This is a genomic window from Mesorhizobium sp. P3_A2, from assembly GCF_056403115.1.
The window spans coordinates 263,521-280,583 of record NZ_JBFUGC010000004.1 but is presented as its reverse complement, the minus strand read 5'-3'; the positions used below and the strand labels follow the sequence as shown (position 1 = coordinate 280,583).

At 64.1% G+C, this 17,063-nt stretch carries 17 protein-coding genes and 1 pseudogene; 7 read left to right on the top strand and 11 right to left on the bottom strand.

Annotated features, from left to right (window positions below):
- The first annotated feature begins 73 nt into the window (after window positions 1–73).
- A complete protein-coding gene (coaBC, locus tag AC1DXM_RS11635; protein WP_477233165.1) occupies window positions 74–1,546 on the top strand; it encodes a bifunctional phosphopantothenoylcysteine decarboxylase/phosphopantothenate--cysteine ligase CoaBC in 1,473 nt (490 codons plus the stop codon).
- 3 nt (window positions 1,547–1,549) lie between these two features.
- Here the strand turns inward: coaBC and AC1DXM_RS11630 are convergent, their stop codons facing one another.
- Both AC1DXM_RS11630 and AC1DXM_RS11625 read right to left on the bottom strand, forming a co-directional pair.
- Window positions 1,550–1,915 carry a VOC family protein gene (locus tag AC1DXM_RS11630; protein ID WP_477233164.1) on the bottom strand — a complete coding sequence of 122 codons (366 nt, stop codon included), beginning with the start codon at window positions 1,913–1,915 and terminating at the stop codon, window positions 1,550–1,552.
- Window positions 1,916–2,021: 106 nt separating this feature from the next.
- Window positions 2,022–3,349: pseudogene (locus AC1DXM_RS11625) on the bottom strand (aspartate aminotransferase family protein).
- Window positions 3,350–3,447: 98 nt separating this feature from the next.
- Between AC1DXM_RS11625 and AC1DXM_RS11620 the strand changes: the two are divergent.
- Window positions 3,448–4,281, top strand: coding sequence for a LysR family transcriptional regulator (locus AC1DXM_RS11620; RefSeq protein WP_477233163.1), 834 nt, complete (start codon window positions 3,448–3,450; stop codon window positions 4,279–4,281).
- Window positions 4,282–4,326: 45 nt separating this feature from the next.
- Here the strand turns inward: AC1DXM_RS11620 and AC1DXM_RS11615 are convergent, their stop codons facing one another.
- The 9 genes from AC1DXM_RS11615 to AC1DXM_RS11575 all read right to left on the bottom strand — a co-directional run bounded on the left by AC1DXM_RS11615 (window position 4,327) and on the right by AC1DXM_RS11575 (window position 11,304).
- Window positions 4,327–5,763: an MFS transporter gene (locus tag AC1DXM_RS11615; RefSeq protein ID WP_477233162.1), complete on the bottom strand. Its 1,437-nt coding sequence runs from the start codon at window positions 5,761–5,763 to the stop codon at window positions 4,327–4,329.
- Between the two features lie 363 nt (window positions 5,764–6,126).
- The gene (locus AC1DXM_RS11610) at window positions 6,127–6,606 is read right to left on the bottom strand and encodes a DUF992 domain-containing protein (protein ID WP_477233161.1); all 480 of its coding nucleotides are present in this window, start codon (window positions 6,604–6,606) and stop codon (window positions 6,127–6,129) included.
- 88 nt (window positions 6,607–6,694) lie between these two features.
- Window positions 6,695–7,168, bottom strand: a complete 474-nt coding sequence (locus tag AC1DXM_RS11605; RefSeq protein WP_477233160.1) for a DUF992 domain-containing protein — start codon at window positions 7,166–7,168, stop codon at window positions 6,695–6,697.
- Between the two features lie 141 nt (window positions 7,169–7,309).
- Complete coding sequence (locus AC1DXM_RS11600) at window positions 7,310–7,870, bottom strand: DUF4274 domain-containing protein (protein WP_477233159.1); 561 nt, start codon at window positions 7,868–7,870, stop codon at window positions 7,310–7,312.
- 157 nt (window positions 7,871–8,027) lie between these two features.
- Window positions 8,028–8,882 (bottom strand): tetratricopeptide repeat protein, encoded by an 855-nt coding sequence (locus AC1DXM_RS11595; RefSeq protein ID WP_477233158.1) that lies wholly within the window; start codon window positions 8,880–8,882, stop codon window positions 8,028–8,030.
- 214 nt (window positions 8,883–9,096) lie between these two features.
- Window positions 9,097–9,375: a 30S ribosomal protein S21 gene (gene rpsU, locus AC1DXM_RS11590; protein ID WP_023671138.1), complete on the bottom strand. Its 279-nt coding sequence runs from the start codon at window positions 9,373–9,375 to the stop codon at window positions 9,097–9,099.
- A 176-nt stretch (window positions 9,376–9,551) separates the two neighbouring features.
- The gene (locus tag AC1DXM_RS11585; protein ID WP_477233157.1) at window positions 9,552–9,938 is read right to left on the bottom strand and encodes an SET domain-containing protein; all 387 of its coding nucleotides are present in this window, start codon (window positions 9,936–9,938) and stop codon (window positions 9,552–9,554) included.
- 103 nt (window positions 9,939–10,041) lie between these two features.
- Entirely contained in the window at window positions 10,042–10,800 is a 759-nt protein-coding gene (locus tag AC1DXM_RS11580; RefSeq protein ID WP_477233156.1) for an SDR family oxidoreductase, read from the bottom strand.
- 135 nt (window positions 10,801–10,935) lie between these two features.
- Window positions 10,936–11,304 (bottom strand): YrdB family protein, encoded by a 369-nt coding sequence (locus tag AC1DXM_RS11575; protein ID WP_477233155.1) that lies wholly within the window; start codon window positions 11,302–11,304, stop codon window positions 10,936–10,938.
- Between the two features lie 201 nt (window positions 11,305–11,505).
- Between AC1DXM_RS11575 and AC1DXM_RS11570 the strand changes: the two genes are divergently transcribed.
- From AC1DXM_RS11570 to AC1DXM_RS11550, 5 genes are read left to right on the top strand one after another with little or no spacing between them, the layout of a single operon-like run.
- On the top strand, window positions 11,506–12,759 hold the full coding sequence (locus tag AC1DXM_RS11570) for a sarcosine oxidase subunit beta (RefSeq protein WP_112559217.1): 1,254 nt from the start codon (window positions 11,506–11,508) through the stop codon (window positions 12,757–12,759).
- A complete protein-coding gene (locus tag AC1DXM_RS11565; protein ID WP_477233154.1) occupies window positions 12,759–13,181 on the top strand; it encodes a hypothetical protein in 423 nt (140 codons plus the stop codon). The genes AC1DXM_RS11570 and AC1DXM_RS11565 overlap by 1 nt, the downstream gene beginning before the upstream one ends.
- Window positions 13,182–13,193: 12 nt before the next feature.
- Entirely contained in the window at window positions 13,194–13,490 is a 297-nt protein-coding gene (locus AC1DXM_RS11560) for a sarcosine oxidase subunit delta (protein ID WP_477233153.1), read from the top strand.
- Window positions 13,487–16,477 carry a sarcosine oxidase subunit alpha gene (locus AC1DXM_RS11555; protein ID WP_477233152.1) on the top strand — a complete coding sequence of 997 codons (2,991 nt, stop codon included), beginning with the start codon at window positions 13,487–13,489 and terminating at the stop codon, window positions 16,475–16,477. Before AC1DXM_RS11560 ends, AC1DXM_RS11555 begins: the two co-directional genes overlap by 4 nt.
- Complete coding sequence (locus tag AC1DXM_RS11550; RefSeq protein ID WP_477233151.1) at window positions 16,470–17,042, top strand: sarcosine oxidase subunit gamma; 573 nt, start codon at window positions 16,470–16,472, stop codon at window positions 17,040–17,042. The genes AC1DXM_RS11555 and AC1DXM_RS11550 overlap by 8 nt, the downstream gene beginning before the upstream one ends.
- Window positions 17,043–17,063 lie beyond the last annotated feature (21 nt).

Below are 17,063 nucleotides of genomic sequence, written 5' to 3'. Positions count from 1 at the left end.
CCGGGAACGGCTTGTCTCAAAATGATTGCATTGCTATCGTTGCATCCGGGGATTTCGAGCAGAGTGCAATCATATGGCCAGCATCACCATTCGCAACCTTGACGATGAGGTCAAGGATCTGCTGCGCCGGCTTGCGGCGGAGAACGATCGCTCGATGGAAGAGCAGGCGCGGGTGATGATCCGCGCCGCGGTCGAGGGCCAACTTGCCCCCTCTGGCCGCATCGATCGGATCGAACAGACGCTGCGCGAACTGGCTGTTGCACGCAGCCCGGCGACGCCGGTCGCTGCTGCGGCCAGCAAGGTCGTGTCGCGTGGCAGCCTCTCCGGCAAGCGCATCCTGCTGATCATCGGCGGCGGCATTGCCGCCTACAAGGCGCTCGACCTGATCCGCCGGCTGCGCGAGCGCGGTGCTGCGGTGCGCGTGGTGATGACGGCGGCAGCGCAGGAGTTCGTCACCACGCTGTCGGTCGGTGCGCTTTCAGCCGACCATGTCTTTACCGACCTGTTCGACCGCAATGATGAACACGATGTCGGCCATATCAGGCTGTCGCGCGAGGCCGATCTTCTGGTGGTGGCGCCGGCCACCGCCGACCTGATGGCCAAGCTCGCCAACGGCCACGCCAACGACCTCGCCTCCACCGTGCTGCTCGCCACCGACAAGAAAGTTTTGCTGGCGCCGGCGATGAACCCGAAAATGTGGTCGCATACCGCGACGCGCCGTAATCGGGGGACGTTGGCCAAGGACGGCATCGCCTTTGTCGGTCCGGCCAAGGGCGAGATGGCCGAAAGCAACGAGGCCGGCGAAGGCCGCATGGCCGAGCCGTTGGAGATTGTCGCCGCGATCGAAGCGATGCTCGACACCAGGCCGAAGCCGCTCGCCGGCCGCAGGATCATCGTCACCTCGGGCCCGACGCATGAGCCGATCGACCCGGTGCGCTACATCGCCAACCGCTCGTCGGGCAAGCAGGGTCATGCGATCGCGGCAGCGCTGGCGACGCTCGGCGCCGATGTCCAACTGGTCTCCGGCCCTGTGAGCATTGCCGATCCGGCCGGCGTTGCGACGACGCATGTCGAGACCGCAAGCGAGATGAAGGCCGCCGTCGAGAGCCTACTGCCGGCGGACGCCGCTGTGTTCGTCGCTGCCGTTGCCGACTGGCGCACCGCCAATTCCGCCGGCGAGAAGATCAAGAAAGTGGCGGGCGAAGGGCCGCCGGCACTGCAGATGGTCGAAAACCCCGATATTCTGGCCGGCGTCGGTCATCACCAGAAGCGGCCGGGGCTGGTCGTCGGCTTCGCCGCCGAGACGCAGGACCTGATCGCCAACGCCGAGGCCAAGCTAAAGAAGAAGGGCGCCGATCTTATCGTCGCCAATGACGTCTCGCATGAAAGCGGCGTCGGCCCCACCGGCGTCATGGGCGGCGACCGCAACAAGGTGCGCATCGTCTCGAAGTCAGGCGTCGAGGAATGGCCGGAAATGGGCAAGGACGAGGTGGCGGCGCGGCTCGCCGCGCTCATCGCCGAGCGGCTAAAGACCATCGTGGTCTGATCGTCAGCCTTCTTCGAAGAGTTCTATGCAGTTTCCGGAAGGATCATGGATAACCAGTTGCGACCCGCCGGGGCCGCTCCGCAGCGGCACCCGTATTTTGCAGCCGGCAGCTTCGATCCCTGGCAAGCGGGATTTCAAATCCTCGACGAGCAGGACAATACGGTTCCAGCCTCCGGGCGAAGGGATCTCGCCGTCGGCGGTCGGTTGCGCGGCCGATGAGCTAGGACCGGCAAGCCACAGCGTCAGCGATCCGCGCCTGACGATGGCCATTGCTGGCCCATATTGTGCGATTACCTCGAATTCCAGGGTATCTCTGTAAAAAGCAATCGCTTCCGGAACATCATGGACAAAGTAACGTACGGCGGACATAGCGCATCCTCGCTGCGTTTTTTCGCACACTAGCCAATCCGCCAGGCGAGCGGCAGTATCAAAGTGGTGAAAAACCGTCGCGGCGCGGCTCGCCGCGCTCAGGACCTCACTCGGCGGCGATGCCCGCAACGCTGGTGTTCGCGGCAAGCCCGGCTTCAATCGACTCGGCGATGATGCGCAAGCCGAGATCCAGTTCCTGTTCGGAGATGGTCAGCGGCGGGGCGATGCGGAAGACGCCGCCCATGCCCGGGAGCTTGACGATGTTCATGCTGAGCCCGCGCCGGAACGCCTCCGTCGCGATCGTGGCGCCGAGCTGGTGGTCCGGCTCCTTGCCTTGACGATCTCGACGCCAAGCAGGAGGCCGCGCCCGCGCACGTCGCCGACGCATTCATAGCGCTGCTTGAGCCGCGACAACCCGTCGAACAAACGCGCGCCCATACTCCGTGCCCTGTCGACCAGCCGCTCCTCCTCCACCACATCGAGCACGGCGAGGCCGACGGCCGCCGGCAGCGGGTCGGAGACGTGCGTGGTGTAGAACAGGAAGCCTTTCTCGTGCGCGGCGTCTTCGATTTCGGCCGTCGTCATCACGGCTGACAGAGGCAGGCCGGCGCCGATGGTCTTGGACAGCGTGAGGATGTCAGGGGTGACGCCGTCCCGCTGGAAGGCGAACATGTCGCCTGTGCGGCCAATGCCGGTCTGCGCCTCGTCCAGAATCAGCAGCATGCCGCGCTCGCGACACTTCTGCTGCAGCGCCGCCAGATATCCCGGCGGCAGTTCCAGTATGCCGCCGCTCGACAGAATCGGCTCGGCGACGAACGCCGCCAGGCTCCCCGTCGACTGGCTGTCGACAAGGTCGAAGGCATCGTCGAGTTCGGTGCGCCAGTCGAGCGAGCCGTCGGCGTGCTTGAAGCGCGGCCGAAAACTGTTGTGAGCGGGGATAGCGAGTGATCCGACCGTGGCGGGACCGTAGCCCTTGCGGCCGGCGCTGTAGGTCGCCGATGCCGCGGCCCCGGTCATGCCGTGCCAGCTCTTGGAGAAGGCAACGACCTCGTGCTTGCCTGTCACCAGCTTGGCCATGCGGATCGCGGCTTCATTCGATTCCGCACCCGTCGAAAGCAGCATGACCCGGTCGAGTCCTGGCGCCAGTGCCGCAAGGCGTTCGGCAAGCTCGACCACCGGTCGCGACAGCATGCCGCTGAAGAGATGCGCGACCTCCGCGATTTGGCGGGTCACCGTCGACACGATCCTGGGATGAGAATGCCCGAGCAGCGCGCTCATCTGGCCGGAGGTGAAGTCGAGGATCGGCCTGTCGTCGGCATCGTAGACGAAGGAGCCGGCGGCTCGCTCGATGATGGCGGGTTCGAAGCTGCCGCCATAGCGTATCAAATGCTTCTGCGCCGCAGCCCAGAATTCCCGATCCGCATTTTTCGACATGCCGCAGCTCCATAAAACCGTTGAGGAGGAAAAAATAGCCGATGGCGCGGGTGCAGTAAAATTGATATTAGTCGGATTCCGATATCAATGGAATTGATATGCAGGTTCCACTCGATCTCAAGCTGCTGACGACCTTTGTGCGTGCGGCGCATTCGGGAACGCTGAGTGCGGTGGCCATACAGGTTGGGCGCACGCAGTCGGCCGTGACCATGCAGATACAACGGCTCGAGGAGGCGCTGGGCCAAAACCTGTTTCATCGCAGCGGCAGCACCGGCAGCGGCGAGCGCTTTCTCGCCTATGCCGAGCGCATTCTCAAAATCCATGATGAAGCGATCTCGGCGCTGTCCGACAAGGGCCTGCACGGCTCGATCATTTTCGGCAGCCCCGAGGATTATCTGAGCGCCTTCTTTCCCGCCCTCTTGAAGAGTTTCGGCACGATGTATCCCGATGTCGAGATCAAGGTGGTCTCAGCGCCGACCGTCGAATTGCGGACGCTGCTCAACGCACGCCAGATCGACCTGGCGCTGGTTTCGAATGCGCATGATGCACAAGGCGTCGTGCGCACGGAACGGCTGGTCTGGGTCGGCAGCAAGCCGACCTTGGATCTCTATGAATTCGGCGACACCGTGCCGCTGGCGCTGTCGGCGTCGAACGCTGTCGACCACAGAGCGGCGTGCGAGGCCATGGCCCGCGCCGGGCTGCGCTACAAAATCGCCTATGCCAGCAACAGCCTTGCGGGGTTGATCGCGGTGGCGCGGTCGGGTCTCGCGATCAGCGTGATGGCGCAGGAGGCGGTGCCATCTGACCTGCATATTCTGCCGCTGCCTCCACTGCCGCGCCTTGGCATTCTCATCGCCTTTGCCGACACCGAGCGGTCGCCTGCGGTGGAGGCGTTTGCCAATCACATCCGCAGCGTTCTTCCGTCTCTTTGAGCGCTGGCCGGCCGGAGGCGACCGGCCAGTTTTCCGGCCGTGGCCTCAGCCTGTCGCCAATTGCGGCCGGCTTGCCGTCAAAGCCATCCTCAACGCCGCCAGGCAGCCGATAATGCCGAGCGGCACGAAGGCGAGGAACAGCCAGCCGGCGACGCTGGCCGCGGCGTCGCGGTTGAGCCCCGCGGAGAAGCCGCTGGCATTGGCGATGATGCCGGCGACAGCAGCACCGACGGCGTAGCCGATGCGCTGCATGGTCGGCACGGCGGCCGAGGCAATCGTCTGCTCGCCATCGCGAGCCGAGGCGACGATGATGCGCGTCAGGAACGGCCAGGTGACGCCGAAGCCACCACCTTGCAGCAGGGCGCAGACCAGGATCAGCGGGATCGACCCCGACGGGATCGAGTAAGCGAAACCGGCGAGGCCGGATGCAATCATCAGCGCGCCGATGACGATGATTTGCCGTTCGCGCTCCAGCGGCGCATTGGCGACGGCAATCGACAGGATCGACCAGGCGATCGATTCGGCGGCGATGATGTAGCCGGTGGTCAGGATCGGGATGCCGTGCAGCGTGGTCAGCAGCAGTGGCCCGTAGATCGAGAAGGAGACCGTCGCCACCGAAAAGGCCGCGACCACGGTCATGCCGCTGCCGACCGGCGAGCGCCACGAAAACAGCTGTGAGGGGAACAGCCGCGAGCGCGGCTTCATGGCGTCGACGAATACGAACAGCGCCAGTCCGGCGAGGCCGAGAAAAAGCAGCAGCGAGGAGCGCAGCAGGGCGACGTCGACGCCAGCTGTGGCGATCAGCACGACAGCGATGGCGAGACAGCCAAGTGCGGCATAGGGGAAGGGTGGCGAGGTGCCGGCGGCGGCTTGCGGCTTTGTCGCTTCCGGCGTGTTCAGCACGATGAAACTCGCCAGCGCCATGGCGATGCCGCCCAGCACGAAGACGCCGAAGGCCCAGCGCCAGGACAACAGCTCGACCATGATGGCGCCGAGCATCGGGCCGCTGAAGGCGGCGACGCCCCAGATCGCCGACATGATGCCGAACAGCTGCGGCCAGATGTTGCGGTTAAACAGCCGCTCGACCGAGACGAAGGCCAGCGACACCAGCGCGCCGCCGCCGAGACCCTCGACCAGGCGGCCGGCGAGAAACACGGGCATGGACGGAGCGGTGGCGCAGATCAGCGCGCCGGCGGCATAGAGCAGAGCGGCGACTGTCACATTGGAACGCAGCGCGACATAGCTGACCATGCGCCCCGCGGCAGCACCGGCGACAATGGCGCCCAGTTCGTAGACCGCCAGCGACCATCCGACGAACTGAACGCCGGCGAGGTCGCCGACCATGGCCGGCATGACGGTCGCTACCATCGTCTCGTTGGTGGCGTGCAGCAGGATGCCGAGGCTGATGAAGCAGAAGCGCGCGAGGTCGCCGCTTGCCCACAAGGCCCGCCAGTCGACTTTGTTGCTGGTGATTTCCGTCATTCTTTTTACCCTGCTTTACATATGCGCGTGCCGGCGCATGGCGCCAGAAGCCAGCGGGGCTTTCCGGCGGGGCCATGCGCGCTGTTTCAGTCAGGGCAGGCTTCTAAAACCTCAACCGTGGTTGAGTTCAAGCGGCTTTTTTCACCCTCGACTTCGTCATCCCTGGGCGGAGCGTCGCGAAGCGGCGCGCAGACCCGGGGATCCATGCCGCGACCTCCGTGAAGGGCACAGCAGATCAGAATTCTGCACTGTGGCGGGGCTCGGGAGTCCCGGCATGGATCCTCGGGTCTGCGCCGCGTCGCTTCGCTCCTTGCTCCGCCCGTGGATGACGAAGCGTTGGAGGGATCGCCCTTACCTCGCCGATCAGTTCTCGGTGCTGCGCAGCTGGAACTGGCTGACGCCGATGGCGATGTTGATGCCGGTCTGCGTCTGCAGGCTGAGCGGCTGCAAGGTGAAAGCCTGCGAGGAACCGCCGACCAGCAGATTGGCGCCGGCGCCGACCGCCGCCGTCACTTCGGCGCTGGCGCCGACATAGTCGCCGGCCAGCGCGCCCGGGGCATAGATGTTCTTCAGCGGCGTCAGCACCAGCCACTGCATGACCGTCTGCTGGGTGGTGCCAATATCGAGCCCGTATTTGTTGACGGCGCCGAAATAGGCTTCCGGCGAAAAGCTCTTGTCGGCCGGCGTGAAGGTGCAGCTCAGATCCTTGCTGGAGCCGAAGATGAAGCCGGTGCCGCCGCCGATGGCGCAATCGAGCACGCCGAGTTCTATGCCCTGGTCCTGCGCTTGAGCCTGTCCTGCCCAGGCAATGGCGATGATGGCGGCGGCGATGGTCTTCAGCACGGCGGTTCCCCCAAAAGCATACGGCGCGAAACAGTATCCTGTTCCGCGCCGTACGTAGAGGGATCAGTCGATCCTTATTTGCCGATACTTACTTGAACGAGTGGATCAGCTCCAGCGAGGTCACCGCCACCGCCACATTGACGCCGGTCTGCGCCTGGACGCTGAGCGGCTCCAGCACAAAGGCGCCGTCCAGCCCGCCGACCAGCAGATTGGCGCCGCCGCCGGTCACGACGCTCGCCTCGGCGTTGACGCCATAATAATGGCCGGCAAGGTCGCCCCCGTCATGGCTGCGGGTGGCGGCCAGAACAGCCCACACCAGCTGGCCCTGATGCGTCTGGCCGAGATCGACGCCGAGCTTGGAGATCATCCCCGTGTATTTCTCGGACGGCCCATGGTGGTAGGGGCGGAAGGTGCAGTCGACGCCCTTGTTCGACGTGACGACGTAACCGACGCCACCGTCGATGGTGCAATCGAGCGTGCCGAGTTGAAGGTTGCCGGCGCTGGCGGGAACGGCAAGCAGCGTCGTGGCGAGCGCTGCGGCGCAGCCGAGTTTCTTGATCATGGGTCAGTCCTTTCGAAAAATTGCCTTCAACAACGGTTGAACGGCCCGGAGCGTTCCGCTGAAAACTTGGCGCGATCAAGGCAAGGGTTAACGCTTTGCCCCTCGGTGGTTAAGATTGAGTGATGGCGTGTCGGCCAGAGCTCAGTGGCGCCACAGGCGCCCGAGCGCCGACCAGGCCTTGTCCAGCGGACCTGGGTCCGGCAAATCGACCAGCACCGTACCGTGGAAATCCTCAGGATAGCGCCGGTAGAAGTCGATGTCGTTGACGGGCCGCCGTCCGCGAAGGGCGCGGCGCATATCCGGATGCGGCTTGAGCGGCGAGTGGGCCAGCTGCCCCGCCTTCTCAGCCAGCTCTTCAAAATCCTGCTCTATGAAATCATCCACGTCGAAGGCGATTTTCGACCTGATATAGTCATTGGTGTTGATGCGATGCGCGATGAACTTCAGCATCTCCCACACCGGGGCGTCGCTGTTGTCCGTTCCGTCATTCTCCGCGGCCAGGATGAGGTAGTAGGCCGGCTGCCCCAGCCAGAACATGGTCAACGCGGTGGCCTTGTCGCATTGCGGCTGGCGCGCGATCCAGAACAGCGGGTCGATGTCGCAATCCCAGTTGAAGTCGAGCACGGCCCGGTGCCACTCGTCGGGAGAGGCGGTTTCAAGCCAGGCGATCTGTCGCTGGATCTGGAGTTCGTTCTCATCCATAGCGGTGCCGTTCCGATGTCGCGGTCCGGCTTCCATTCTGGCACGCAAAGATTGCGATTTTGCTGCGCGGGCCGCTTTGCGGCGACCTGCACAGGGAAGGGAACACTGTCGGATAAAACGTTGCCGGCGACGTCCCGCGCGGCGAACCGGTTGGGTATCAGCCGGCGGTGGCGGTGGCGGTGCGCGACAGGCCGTCCTTGGCCGGCTGGTAGGTCGGGTCGAGGTGAACCGCTTCGCGGTAGGCCTTCGACGCCTTGACCTTGTCGCCGCGGCGCTCGTAGATCAGCGCCTGATTGGACCATGCCTCGGCGTTCTTGCCGTCGAGCTTGATGGCCATGTTGAAGTCGGAGAAAGCGTTGTCCTCGTCATTCATGGCGAGATAGGACAGGCCGCGGCCGTTATAGGGTTCGGCGGCATCCGGCGCCAGCGAGATGGCGGTCGAGAAATCCTCGATGGCAAATTTGTGCTGGCCCTGGCTCTGATAGATCAGGCCGCGATTGTGGTAGGCGCGGGCATCGGTGGTGTCGAGCTGGATCGCCTTCTGGAAATCGTTGAAGGCCTGCTGGGTCTGGCCAGCCTTGCGATAGAGATTGCCGCGGCCGATATAGGCGGCGTCATAATTGCCGTTGATCTGGATCGAGCGGTTGTAGTCGGCAAGGGCGGCGGCCTGGTTGCCGAGGAAGCGCTGGATCAGCGCCCGGTTCGAATAGGCCTGGTAGAAATTCGGATTGAGCTGGATGGCGGTGTCGAAGTCCTTCAGCGCCGCCTGGTACTGGCCGCCACGGCCATAGGCCGAGCCGCGCACATTGTAGCCTTCCGGATCCTGCGGATTGCGCTGGATGACCGCCGACAGCGAGGAGATGTTCTCGGTCGAGCCTTGCGCCTTGTCGATGTTGTTGAATTCGCCGGTCGGGACGCTCTGGCAGCTGGCAAGCACCAGGCCGGACATCAGGGCTGCCGTCAGGGCGAAACCGCGCATTGTGGTTCTGCGCTCTACGCTGATTGCATTCATGTCTGCCCTGTCCTCACTTCAGTCGCGTCGCTCAGTCCAGGTCCCCCTCCGGGCCGGGTTCACAGATTGTCGTAACAAAATCTAGAGCGTCGTTTGCGCGTTCAAGGGAACGCCCTTCATTCTAACAAAAAGGCGGCGCTCTAAACAAAAAGGTGGCGGCGATTCCGCATCGCGCCACCTCAAATTATCCTTCGAAAAGGACGAAAAATTGGCGTCAGAACCGCGGCGGGCGCGGAGCACCACCAGGACCACCGGCGGCGCCGGCAGCAACCGGGCGCGGCGTCATCGGCAGCAGGCCTTCGCGCTGAGCGCGCTTGCGGGCCAGCTTGCGGGCGCGGCGAACGGCTTCAGCCTTTTCACGGGCGCGCTTCTCAGAGGGCTTCTCGTAATGACCGCGCATCTTCATTTCGCGGAAAATGCCTTCACGCTGCATCTTCTTCTTGAGAGCGCGAAGCGCCTGATCAACGTTATTGTCGCGGACGAGTACCTGCACGGGCAATCCTGTCTTTCGGGTTTGATATCAACAGGCAAGCGGCCATAGCCACATGCCTCCGCGGCGATTTACACCACGAATTGTGGCGGCTGATAGCAGAATCAGGCCGCGCTGTCCACACTCGAAATGAAGGACAACCGCCAATTTGCCACGGTCACCTCCAGATAGGGCGCCAACTAGGCGCTGGCCAGGTGCAGTCGCGCGAAATCCTCGAAGAATTCGCCGTAGTCGCAGGTGATTTCCTCGCCAGCTGCAATGTCGCGGGTCGCGGTGGCGCCGCCATATTGCGAAAAGTCGGTGTTCGGCCGTTCGGCGTGGTTCATGAAGCGGCCATTGTCGACCTCATAGACCATGAATCCGGGTCGGTCCGGGCTCGGATAGGCGTAGCGGTCGAGCAATTCCCTGAGATGCGGGGGTGCCGCCTCGTATCTGTCCATCGGGATCAGCCGGTCGAACTCCGGATCGAGCCGCCAGATCGAGGCGCCCTTTTTGATCGGCTCGGCGGCGAACACGCCGACGCCTTCGATTGCGCTCTGGGCGATATAGGTTCTGATCAGCAGCATATCCGTCTCCTCACTCGAAACCGAATCGCCAAATCGCGTGGAAAAAGCAAGGCCGGTTTCGGGCTCTATGGCTGATCGGTGCAGGCTGTGACCGCGAAATGCTTCACGTCCGGGTGATCGAGATGCCGCCATCGGCAAACAGCGCCGATCCAGTGGTGAAACTCGAAGCATCCGAGGCCAGAAAGAGCGCCGCGCGGGCGATCTCTTCGGGCTCCGCCACGCGCTTCAAGGCGTGCAGGTTTTCGACGAAAGCACGCGTTTCCGGAGTCTTGAACGTCGCCGACGGCGTGTCGGTGCCGCCCGGCACCAGTGCGTTGACCCGCACGCCCTTGGGACCGTATTCGGCGGCCAGTACCTGCGTCAGCCCGATCAGTCCGGCCTTGCTGGCGGCATAGCTGGTCATACCGGGCATGCCGACGGTGTGACCGACAAAGGTGGAGGTGAAGATCAGCGATCCGCCGCCAAGCTCGACCATCGCCGGCACCTGGTATTTGGCGCCGAGAAAGGCGCTGGTCAAATTGGTGTCGAGCGTTTCGCGCCAGCCCTTGAGCGACAGGTCCGAAATCGCACCCATTGGGCCGACGGCGCCGACATTGTTGAAGGCGATATTGAGCCCGCCAAACCTTTCGATGGCCAGATCGACAAGGGCCTTTGCATAGGCCTCGTCGGTGACGTCGCCGGCCAGCGCGATTGCCGTGCCGTCGGCTTCCTCGATTTCGGCGACCAGCGCGTCAAGCTCGGCCTGGCGGCGAGCGGCGACAACGACCTTGGCGCCTTCCTCAGCAAAGAGTTTTGCCGTAGCGCGGCCGATGCCGGAACTGGCGCCAGTGACAATGGCGATCTTATTGGCGAGTGCGAACATTTTCTGCATCCTTTTTTTTCGCCAGCAGCGCCGGCAATTGGGATGTTAGTCGCAGGTTGGGGCAGCGCGAGCCACCCGATACGTGCGCACTGTTCGGTTTGCTGAATTGGATGATGGCGATACAGACCGCCCGGACTATTGCTTCAGCAGCCAGCCGAGGCGATCGAGCGAAAATGCGTAGCTGATGGCGATGAGCAGCGTGACGACAATGCCCGTGGTCGTGTGACCGGCGGCATAGAATCCGGCAGCACCGCCAAACAGGATCACCAGTTCTAACACCAACCGCACTGCTCCCGGCACAGGCACCGGCGCGCGTCCCGACCGGCTTGGGTCGCCGCGCACCGCGAAGATTCCCCACAGCACAGCTGCAATGGCCGGCAAGGTCAGAGCGAGGAGCCAGCGCCACCATCCACCGGAGAGGCTCCAGCCGGCGATGCCAAGGCCAAGCAAAGCGGCAAGTTCCAGCAGGAAGCGCAACGTCAGATTCCACCAGGCATTGCCCATATCCGTCCTCCAGAGTCTCGCGACCGCCAGTGTGGCCGAACGCAACCATGGCTGCCAGTCCGGGCAGGTCTTTTCCACCACGGCGCAAAACGGCAAGCGCCGTCGCAAACAGCGCAAGGGTGGAAGCGCTGTTTCGCTAGTGATACACCTCGCGCGCCAGGGCCGAGTGAATGCCCTGCCGCCATTTGCGAGGCTGGAACGTTGAAAAAATATTCGGTATTCGCCATCGCCCGCGAGGCCATGCGCGGCCACAAGGGCTGGGAGGAACAATGGTCCTCGCCGGAGCCGAACAAGGAATACGACGTCATCATCGTCGGCGCCGGCGGCCATGGCCTTGCCACCGCCTATTATCTCGCCACCGTGCACGGCATCACCAATGTCGCGGTGCTGGAAAAGGGCTGGCTCGGCGGCGGCAACACGGGGCGCAACACCACCATTATCCGCTCCAACTATCTCTATGACGAGAGCGCGGGCATTTACGACCATGCGCTTAAGCTGTGGGACGGGCTCTCCCAGGAGCTCAACTACAACGTCATGTATTCGGCGCGCGGCGTGATGATGCTGGCGCACAATGTGCACGACATCCAGGTGCTGAAGCGCCATGTTCACGCCAATCGCCTCAACGGCATCGACAATGAATGGCTGACGCCGGAACAGGCGAAGGAATTCTGCCCGCCGCTCAACATTTCCAAGCAGGCACGCTATCCCGTCGTCGGTGCAGCCCTTCAGCGCCGCGGCGGCACGGCGCGCCATGACGCGGTGGCCTGGGGCTATGCGCGCGGTGCTTCGGCGCGCGGCGTGCACATCATCCAGAATTGCGAGGTCACCGGGGTCAAGCGCGCCGCCAATGGCGCGGTCATGGGTGTCGACACCACGCGCGGCTTCATCGGCGCGAAAAAGGTCGGCGTGGTTGCCGCCGGCCATTCCTCCGTGATCATGAACATGGCTGGCGTGCGCATGCCGCTGGAGAGCTATCCGCTGCAGGCGCTGGTGTCGGAGCCGGTCAAGCCGGTGGTGCCCTGCGTGGTGATGTCGAACACGGTGCACGCCTACATCTCGCAGTCCGACAAGGGCGAACTGGTGATCGGCGCCGGCACCGATCAATATGTCTCCTATTCGCAGACCGGCGGCCTGCACATCTTGCAGCATACACTGGACGCCATCTGCGAGATGTTCCCGATCTTCACCCGCATGAAGATGCTGCGCTCGTGGGGCGGCATCGTCGACGTCACGCCCGACCGTTCGCCGATCCTGGCCAAGACGCCGGTGCCCGGCCTTTACGTCAATTGCGGCTGGGGCACGGGTGGCTTCAAGGCGACGCCCGGTTCGGGTCATGTCTTTGCCCACACCATTGCCAAGGACGATCCGCACCCGATCAACGCGCCCTTCACCATCGAGCGCTTCCGCACCGGCCGCCTCATCGACGAGGCAGCGGCGGCGGCGGTGGCGCACTGATGATGGCGGAGCTGGCTGTCGCCATGCCGCTGGTGCTGGCGGGGGAACAGGACCTGTTCCACTTCCCGTCACCGGAAGAGGTGCGCACGCAGCCGATCAGCCGCGCCGGCAACGAGGCGAGTTGGCCGTTTTCGATCGAGGACGGCATTCTGGCCTGCGTGTGGAGCGGTGGCCAGAAGGTGGTCATCTTCATGGAGAACAGGCCTTCCGATCTCGGCGAGGACGATACATTCGAGCCACGCAGCGTCATCGTGACGACCGATCCGTTTCAGCTCACCATCGGCAACATGGCGTATCGCGAGTTGTTTCGCCCCGCCGCAAGCGTCGAGGAGCGCATTCGGCTCGTCGCGCCATTTGCGGCGATGGGCCAAAGGCTTTGCAACCAACCTGCCGGCGCGCGTGTCGGCCACGGCGAATTGTAGGAACGAACAACAATGCTTCTCATCCGCTGCCCCTATTGCGAGGAAGAGCGCCCGGAGCTCGAGTTCCGCAACGCCGGCGAGGCGCATATTGCGCGCTCGGCCAACATGGCGGGCGAGAGCGATGACGACTTCGAAAAGTTCTTCTTCATCCGCTCCAACCCCAAAGGCATCATCTACGAGCGCTGGCGCCACATCCATGGTTGCGCGCGCTTCTTCAACGCGGTGCGCGACACCGTCACCGACAAGTTCGTCATGACTTACAAAGCCGGCGAGCCGAAACCGTCCAAGCTGCCGGGAGCCTCCAAATGAGCGGCGCGTTCCGTATCCCCAGCGCCGGCCGCCTCAGCCAGGCCAAGACCGCGCGCTTCAGCTTCGACGGCCAGTCCTATACCGGCATCGAGGGCGACACGCTGGCTTCGGCGCTGCTGGCCAATGGCGTGCATCTGGTCGGCCGCTCGTTCAAATATCACCGGCCGCGCGGCTTCCTGTCGGCCGGGGCGGAAGAGCCGAATGCGCTGGTTCAAATCGAGCGCGACGCGGCACGCAAGGCGCCCAACATCCGCGCTACGGTGCAGGAGCTCTATGATGGGCTCGTCGCGAGCTCGCAGAACCGCTGGCCCTCGCTTGCCTTCGACGTCGGCGCGGTCAACGACATTGCATCGCCGCTGTTTTCGGCCGGTTTCTACTACAAGACCTTCATGTGGCCGAAGGCCGCCTGGAAGAGCCTGTACGAGCCGAAGATCCGCGCCGCGGCCGGCCTCGGCGTTTCGCCTGACAAGCCCGATCCCGACCATTATTCGTCGCGCTATGCGCATTGCGACGTGCTGGTGCTGGGCGGCGGTGCGGCCGGCATCGCGGCGGCGCTTGCCGCTGCCGAAACCGGCGCCCGCGTCATCCTCGCCGACGAGCAGGCGGATTTCGGCGGCAGCCTGCGCTTCGAGACCGGCGCGAAGATCGATGGCCAGGACGGCTATGCCTGGGCGCAAGCGGCGATCGCGAAGCTCAGGGGCATGGACAATGTCCGCGTGCTCTCGCGCACGACGGCGTTCGGCTATTACGCGCAGAATTTCGTCGGCCTGGTCGAGCGCGTCAGCGACCATCTGCAAAGTCCCGGCCATGACCTGCCGCGCGAGCGGCTGTGGCAGGTCCGCGCCAAGCGCGTGGTGCTGGCGACAGGCTCCATCGAACGCCACATGGTGTTTGCCGACAATGACCGCCCCGGCATCATGCTGGCCTCGGCGGCGCGCATCTATCTCAACCACTACGGTGTCGCGGTCGGCAAAAATGTCGGCGTCTACACCGCCAATGATTCAGCCTATTCGGCAGCGATCGACCTGAAGAAGGCCGGCGTCAACATCGCGGCGATCGTCGATTTACGCGACCATCCGACCGGGCCGGTGATCGACGAGGCGAGGGTGCTCGGCATCGAGGTCAATTTCGGCCGCGCGGTGATCCGCGCCGGCGGCAAATTGCGTGTGACGTCGATGACCGTGCAGCCAAAGAATGGCGGCGGCGAGCGCACCATTCCGGTCGATGCCATCCTGATGTCGGCCGGCTGGACGCCGTCGGTGCATCTCTTCTCGCAGTCGCGCGGCAAGGTCGCTTTCAACGACGAAACCAAGCGTTTCGTGCCCGGAATTTATGCGCAGGATTGCATCTCGGTCGGCGCCTGCAACGGCACGGACGGGCTGTCGGCAAGCATCGACGAAGCCTATGCGGCCGGCGCCAAGGCGGCGAAGGACGCCGGTGCGAAAACCGCGAAGGGCACGAAGCCGAAGGTCGACGCGTCGGAAAGCTGGTCGCGCGGCATGCTGGGGGCTGCGCCTGGCGCCGGGCCGGACAAGACAGTCAAGGCTTTCGTCGATTTCCAGAACGACGTCACCGCCAAGGACATCCGCCAGGCGGTGCATGAAGGCATGCGCTCGATCGAGCACGTCAAGCGCTTCACCACCAACGGCATGGCGACCGACCAGGGCAAGACCTCCAACATGCACGGCCTGGCGATTGCCGCCGAGACGCTGGGCAAGCCGATCCCGGAGGTCGGTCTCACCACCTTCCGCGCGCCCTATACGCCGGTCACCTTCGGCGCGATCGTCAGCCATGCACGCGGGCCGTTGTTCGACCCGACGCGAAAGACCGCGATCCATCCCTGGGCCGAAGCGCAAGGTGCGGTGTTCGAGGATGTCGGCCAGTGGAAGCGCGCCTGGTATTTCCCTAGGGGCGGCGAGGACATGCATGCGGCTGTCGACCGCGAATGCGTTGCGGTTCGCACCAGTGCCGGCCTGTTTGACGCCTCGACGCTGGGCAAGATCGAAGTGGTTGGGCCGGATGCGGCGAAGTTCATGGAATTGCTCTACACCAATCCGTGGGAGAAGCTGGAGCCCGGCCGCTGCCGCTATGGCATCATGCTGCGCGAAGACGGCTTCATCTATGATGACGGCGTCGTCGGCCGGCTGGCGCCGGACCGTTTCCATGTCACGACGACGACGGGCGGTGCGCCGCGCGTCATGAACCATATGGAGGATTATCTCCAGACCGAATTCCCGCATCTCAATGTCTGGCTGACCTCGATCACCGAGCAGTGGGCGGTCATCGCCGTGCAGGGACCGAAGTCGCGCGACATCATCGCGCCGCTGGTCGAAGGCATCGATATGTCGGATGAGGCGCTGCCGCATATGTCGGTGCGCGAGGGCAAGATCTGCGGCGTGCCGGCCAGGCTGTTCCGCATGTCGTTCACCGGTGAGCGCGGCTTCGAAGTCAACGTGCCGGCCGATTATGGCCAGGCCGTCTGGGAAGCGCTGTGGGTCGAAGGCCAGAAGCATGGCGCCACCGCTTACGGCACCGAGGCCATGCACGTGCTGCGCGCCGAAAAAGGCTACATCATCGTCGGCCAGGACACAGACGGCACGGTAACGCCGAACGATGCCGGGCTCGACTGGGCGGTCGGCAAGAAGAAGACCGACTTCGTTGGTATCAGAGGCCTGACGCGGCCCGACCTCGTCGCCAAGGGCCGCAAGCAACTGGTCGGGTTGAAAACCAGGGACCCGAAGGTGGTGTTGGAGGAAGGCGCGCAGATCGTCGCCGAAAAACAGGCGATCCCGATGAAGATGATCGGCCACGTCACCTCGAGCTACTGGTCGCAAAATTGCGGCCGCTCGATCGCGCTGGCGCTGGTCGCAGGCGGGCGCGACCGGATGGGCGAGACGCTTTACGTGCCGATGCCAAACGGGGTGATCGAAGTGGAGGTTACCGGCATGGTGTTCTTCGACGAGACGGGAGGGCGCCTCAATGGCTAAGGCTGCTGTGAAAACCAGTGCATCCGCTGCCGAGCGTCGTCCGGCGCAGGCCGGGCGCAGTGTATCGGCGAAGAACGTGAAGGTTGAGGCGCTGCCGCCGGCTGAGCGTGTGTCGCTGCGCGCGCCGGAGGCTTCCATTGCCGCGCTGTCGAAGGCGCTCGGGCTGACCTTGCCGAAGAGCCCGAAGACCTCGGCTTCGAAGGCCGGCCGCACGGCGCTGTGGCTCGGACCAGACGAATGGTTTCTTATCGACGAGGCCGGCAAGGACCTGCTCGCCGACTGCGCCAAGGTATCCGCGCTGCATTCGGCCGTCGGTATTTCACACCGCAACGTCGCCTTCGCCGTCACCGGCCCGGCGGCGGCCGCCGCGATCAATGCCGGCTGCCCGCAGGACCTGTCGCTGGAAGCTTTCCCTGTGGGTGCGGCGTCGCGCACCATTCTTGGCAAGTGCGAAATCGTGCTGTTGCGCACGGCAGCCGACGCCTTCCGGGTCGAGTGCTGGCGTTCCTTCTCGGACTATGTCTTTACTTTCCTGTCGGAGGCAGCCAGCGACGCGGCGGCGTAGGAACGTTTGACGCGTACGCTC

What these genes read in the sequence shown, in the direction of transcription:
- AC1DXM_RS11565 (WP_477233154.1), top strand. Translation starts at nt 12,759, where the DNA reads ATGATGGCGGAGCTGGCTGTCGCCATGCCGCTGGTGCTGGCGGGGGAA.
- AC1DXM_RS11630 (WP_477233164.1), bottom strand. Translation starts at nt 1,915, where the DNA reads ATGTCCGCCGTACGTTACTTTGTCCATGATGTTCCGGAAGCGATTGCT.
- AC1DXM_RS11560 (WP_477233153.1), top strand. Translation starts at nt 13,194, where the DNA reads ATGCTTCTCATCCGCTGCCCCTATTGCGAGGAAGAGCGCCCGGAGCTC.
- AC1DXM_RS11585 (WP_477233157.1), bottom strand. Translation starts at nt 9,938, where the DNA reads ATGCTGCTGATCAGAACCTATATCGCCCAGAGCGCAATCGAAGGCGTC.
- coaBC (WP_477233165.1), top strand. Translation starts at nt 74, where the DNA reads ATGGCCAGCATCACCATTCGCAACCTTGACGATGAGGTCAAGGATCTG.
- AC1DXM_RS11580 (WP_477233156.1), bottom strand. Translation starts at nt 10,800, where the DNA reads ATGTTCGCACTCGCCAATAAGATCGCCATTGTCACTGGCGCCAGTTCC.
- AC1DXM_RS11620 (WP_477233163.1), top strand. Translation starts at nt 3,448, where the DNA reads ATGCAGGTTCCACTCGATCTCAAGCTGCTGACGACCTTTGTGCGTGCG.
- AC1DXM_RS11605 (WP_477233160.1), bottom strand. Translation starts at nt 7,168, where the DNA reads ATGATCAAGAAACTCGGCTGCGCCGCAGCGCTCGCCACGACGCTGCTT.
- AC1DXM_RS11550 (WP_477233151.1), top strand. Translation starts at nt 16,470, where the DNA reads ATGGCTAAGGCTGCTGTGAAAACCAGTGCATCCGCTGCCGAGCGTCGT.
- AC1DXM_RS11595 (WP_477233158.1), bottom strand. Translation starts at nt 8,882, where the DNA reads ATGAATGCAATCAGCGTAGAGCGCAGAACCACAATGCGCGGTTTCGCC.
- AC1DXM_RS11615 (WP_477233162.1), bottom strand. Translation starts at nt 5,763, where the DNA reads ATGACGGAAATCACCAGCAACAAAGTCGACTGGCGGGCCTTGTGGGCA.
- AC1DXM_RS11555 (WP_477233152.1), top strand. Translation starts at nt 13,487, where the DNA reads ATGAGCGGCGCGTTCCGTATCCCCAGCGCCGGCCGCCTCAGCCAGGCC.
- AC1DXM_RS11600 (WP_477233159.1), bottom strand. Translation starts at nt 7,870, where the DNA reads ATGGATGAGAACGAACTCCAGATCCAGCGACAGATCGCCTGGCTTGAA.
- AC1DXM_RS11575 (WP_477233155.1), bottom strand. Translation starts at nt 11,304, where the DNA reads ATGGGCAATGCCTGGTGGAATCTGACGTTGCGCTTCCTGCTGGAACTT.